The organism is Cryobacterium sp. 10I1 (assembly GCF_035019805.1).
GTDB lineage: Bacteria > Actinomycetota > Actinomycetes > Actinomycetales > Microbacteriaceae > Cryobacterium > Cryobacterium glucosi.
Genome location: NZ_JASJVF010000312.1, coordinates 1 through 3206 on the forward strand (window position 1 = coordinate 1; position 3206 = coordinate 3206).

Sequence of the window (3206 nt, forward strand, 5' to 3'; positions counted from 1 at the left end):
GGCTACCCGGGGCCCGCACTCCCCGCCCCCGAGCTCCCGACGGTGCGCCTCAAGCCCCGCGCCTGAGCCGCGCCCAGCAACTCAGCTCGCGAAAGCGGGGGCGGGGGCGGGGGCTACTGGACGGCGGAGGTGAGGCGGGCGAGGTTGTCGAGGATGGTGGAGCGCAGCGGCTGCTTCATCCAGTCATCGAGGGTGAGCAACTTGCTGTCGGCCCGGTAGCCGTCCTCGACCGCGCGCAGGTCGCGCACGAAGCTGCGGCCGCGCACCATCAGGGACACCTCGAAGTTGAGGCTGAACGAGCGCATGTCCATATTGCTCGACCCGATCACCGCGACCTCGTCGTCGATCGTGAAGTGCTTGGCGTGCAGCACGTACGGGGCCTTATACATGTAGATGATCACACCGGCCCGGAGCAGTTCCTCGTAGTACGACCGCTGGGCGTGGTAGACGAGGGCCTGGTCGCCGATCTCGGAGACGAAGAGCTCGACGTGCAGCCCGCGCTGGGTCGCGGTCGTGATCGCGTACATGATCGACTCGTCGGGCACGAAGTACGGGCTCGTGATCACGATGCGTTCCTGCGCGTAGTAGAGCAGCGCGAGGAAGAGCCGCAGGTTGTTCTCGCCCTCGAACCCCGGCCCGCTAGGCACGACCTGGCAGTCCAGGGTGTGCGGCGCCGTCGTGGGCTGCACCGCCTGGATGTCGCGGGTGAGGAGCTCGTTCGTCTCGCCGTACCAGTCGGTGATGAAGATCGCGTTGAGCCCGGCGACGATCGGGCCCTCGAGCCGGGTCATCAGGTCTTTCCACTTGAGCCCGCGCCGGATGTTCGACTTCATGTTGTAGGTGCGGTCGATGATGTTCTGCGAGCCCATGTAGCCGACGACGCCGTCGACGGTCACGAGCTTGCGATGGTTGCGGAGGTCCGGCCGTTGCCACTTGCCCTTGAACGGCTGCAACGGGAGCATGAGCTCCCACTTGACCCCGGATTCGGTGAGCCGGCGGAGGGTCTTGCGGTAGCCGGGCTTACGCATCGACTGGATGTGGTCCATCAGCACCCGCACGGTCACGCCGCGCTGCACCGCGCGCTCCATCGCGTCGAAGAACGGTGCGGTGGTCTTGTCGAGGGAGAGGATGTAGAACTCGACGTGCACCCATCTCTCGGCCTTGTCGATGTCGACGATCATCTCAGCGAAGGTCGCCTCGTAGTCGCCGAGCAGGCGCGCGGTGTTGCCGCCGACGAGCGGCATCGCCCCGAGGTTGCGGTTGAGCTCGACCACGGATTCGAGCCAGCCGGGCCACGGGTGGTCGCGACGCACCTGCTCGATCCCGTCGGTGCTCTCGAGGATGAACTGGTTGATCTCCTCCTGCATCTCCAGCCGCTTCTTCGGCAGGGTGCGGTAGCCGATCATCAGGAAGAGGAGGGCACCGATGTAGGGAATGAAGAAGATCGCGAGCAACCAGGCCATACCCGACGTCGGGCGACGGTTGCGGGGTACGACGATGATGGCGACGACGCGGATGGTGAAATCGACGACCAAGGCCACAATGAGGATGAAGGTCGAGATGTCGATGCCGAACATGCGAGGTTAGGTGACGGGCTTTTCGAGCCCGAGCTTCGCGCGCTCTTCGGCCTCGATCTCCGAATACACCTTCCGCTCGGTGCGGTCGGCCCTGAGGATCGAGCGCATGATGACCCAGAAGATCAATCCGAGCGCGACCGTCGGCAGGATCGAGAAGAACGCACCCCAGAAGAAGTCCATAGTTCCCTCAGACTACTTGACGAGGATGCCGTAGAGGCCGGTGCCGACAAAGTAGATCCCGATCGCGGCGACGATCACCCACAGCACGATGCGGTTGGTCGTGATCGGCTGGCGCTCCTTGGGCGCTTTGGGCTCGGAGGCCGAGTCCGTCGGAGCCTTGTCGATGGCATCCGCTGCCTGGGAAGGCTCGTCCGGGGTGGTGTCGTCCTGCGGCTGGGTGTTCATGGCCTTCACTTTACCAACGGGAAGAGGATGGTCTCGCGGATGCCGAGGCCGGAGAGGGCCATCAGCAGCCGGTCGATGCCCATGCCCATGCCACCGGTCGGCGGCATGCCGTACTCGAGGGCGCGCAGGAACTCTTCGTCGAGGCGCATCGCCTCCGGGTCGCCGCCGGCCGCGAGGCGGGCCTGCTCGACGAAACGCTCCCGCTGGATGACCGGGTCGACGAGCTCGGAGTACCCGGTCGCGAGTTCGAAGCCGCGCACGTAGAGGTCCCACTTCTCGACGACGCCGGCCACCGATCGGTGCCCGCGCACGAGCGGGCTCGTGTCGACGGGGAAGTCCATCACGAAGGTGGGCCGGGTGAGGCCGCCCTTGACGAAGTGCTCCCAGAGTTCCTCGACGTACTTGCCGTGGATGGGGTGCTCGACCGCGACGTCCTCCCTGGCCGCGAGCTCCTGCAGCTCGGCGAGGGGGGTCTCCGGGGAGATCGTGCGGCCGACCGCGGCGGACAGGCTGTCGTACATGCCGATCCGGTCCCAGTCGCCGCCGAGGTCGAACTCGGTGCCGTCCGCCCAGGTCACGACGTGCGAGCCCGAGACCGCCGTCGCCGCGTTCTGGATCAGCGTCTGGGTGAGGTCGGCGATCGAGTTGTAGTCTCCGTATGCCTCGTAGGCCTCGAGCATCGCGAATTCGGGAGAGTGCGTCGAGTCTGCACCCTCGTTGCGGAAGTTGCGGTTGATCTCGTAGACCCGGTCGATGCCGCCGACGACCGCGCGCTTGAGGAACAGCTCCGGCGCGATGCGCAGGAAGAGTTCGGTGTCGAAGGCGTTGCTGTGGGTCGAGAACGGGCGAGCGGATGCTCCGCCGTGCATCACCTGGAGCATCGGCGTCTCGATCTCCAGGAAGTTCCGGTCCGTGAAGGTCTTCCGCAGGCTCGCGACGGTCTGCGAGCGCTGGATGACGCTGCGGCGGGCCTGCTCGCGACTGATCAGGTCGAGGTAGCGGCTCCGCACCCGGGTCTCCTCGCTCAGCTCGGAGTGCAGGTTCGGCAGCGGCAGCAAGGCCTTCGCGGCGACCTGCCATTCGGTGACCATGATGGAGAGCTCGCCACGGCGGGAGGAGATGACCTCTCCGGCGACGAAGAGGTGGTCGCCGAGGTCGACGAGGTCCTTCCAGGCGGCGAGGGAGTCGACGCCGACGGCGGCGAGGGAGACCATGGCCTGGATC

At 66.3% G+C, this 3206-nt stretch carries 4 protein-coding genes; all 4 read right to left on the reverse strand.

Translation table 11 applies throughout. The features are described 5' to 3' along the window. Positions 1–113: 113 nt before the first annotated feature. Positions 114–1577, reverse strand: coding sequence for a cardiolipin synthase (gene cls, locus QN345_RS17110; RefSeq protein WP_134446300.1), 1464 nt, complete (start codon positions 1575–1577; stop codon positions 114–116). Between the two features lie 6 nt (positions 1578–1583). Beyond that, complete coding sequence (locus tag QN345_RS17115) at positions 1584–1757, reverse strand: hypothetical protein (protein ID WP_166787248.1); 174 nt, start codon at positions 1755–1757, stop codon at positions 1584–1586. Positions 1758–1769: 12 nt separating this feature from the next. Continuing rightward, on the reverse strand, positions 1770–1982 hold the full coding sequence (locus QN345_RS17120) for a hypothetical protein (RefSeq protein WP_134446299.1): 213 nt from the start codon (positions 1980–1982) through the stop codon (positions 1770–1772). A gap of 5 nt (positions 1983–1987) precedes the next feature. Continuing rightward, positions 1988–3206, reverse strand: a 1219-nt coding sequence (locus tag QN345_RS17125; RefSeq protein ID WP_323508940.1) for a lysine--tRNA ligase, incomplete at its 5' end; no start/stop codon positions are given.

Bases quoted from the DNA above. Each gene is read 5' to 3' on its own strand.
- QN345_RS17115 (WP_166787248.1), bottom strand. From the start codon at position 1,757: ATGGACTTCTTCTGGGGTGCGTTCTTCTCGATCCTGCCGACGGTCGCG.
- QN345_RS17120 (WP_134446299.1), bottom strand. From the start codon at position 1,982: ATGAACACCCAGCCGCAGGACGACACCACCCCGGACGAGCCTTCCCAG.
- cls (WP_134446300.1), bottom strand. From the start codon at position 1,577: ATGTTCGGCATCGACATCTCGACCTTCATCCTCATTGTGGCCTTGGTC.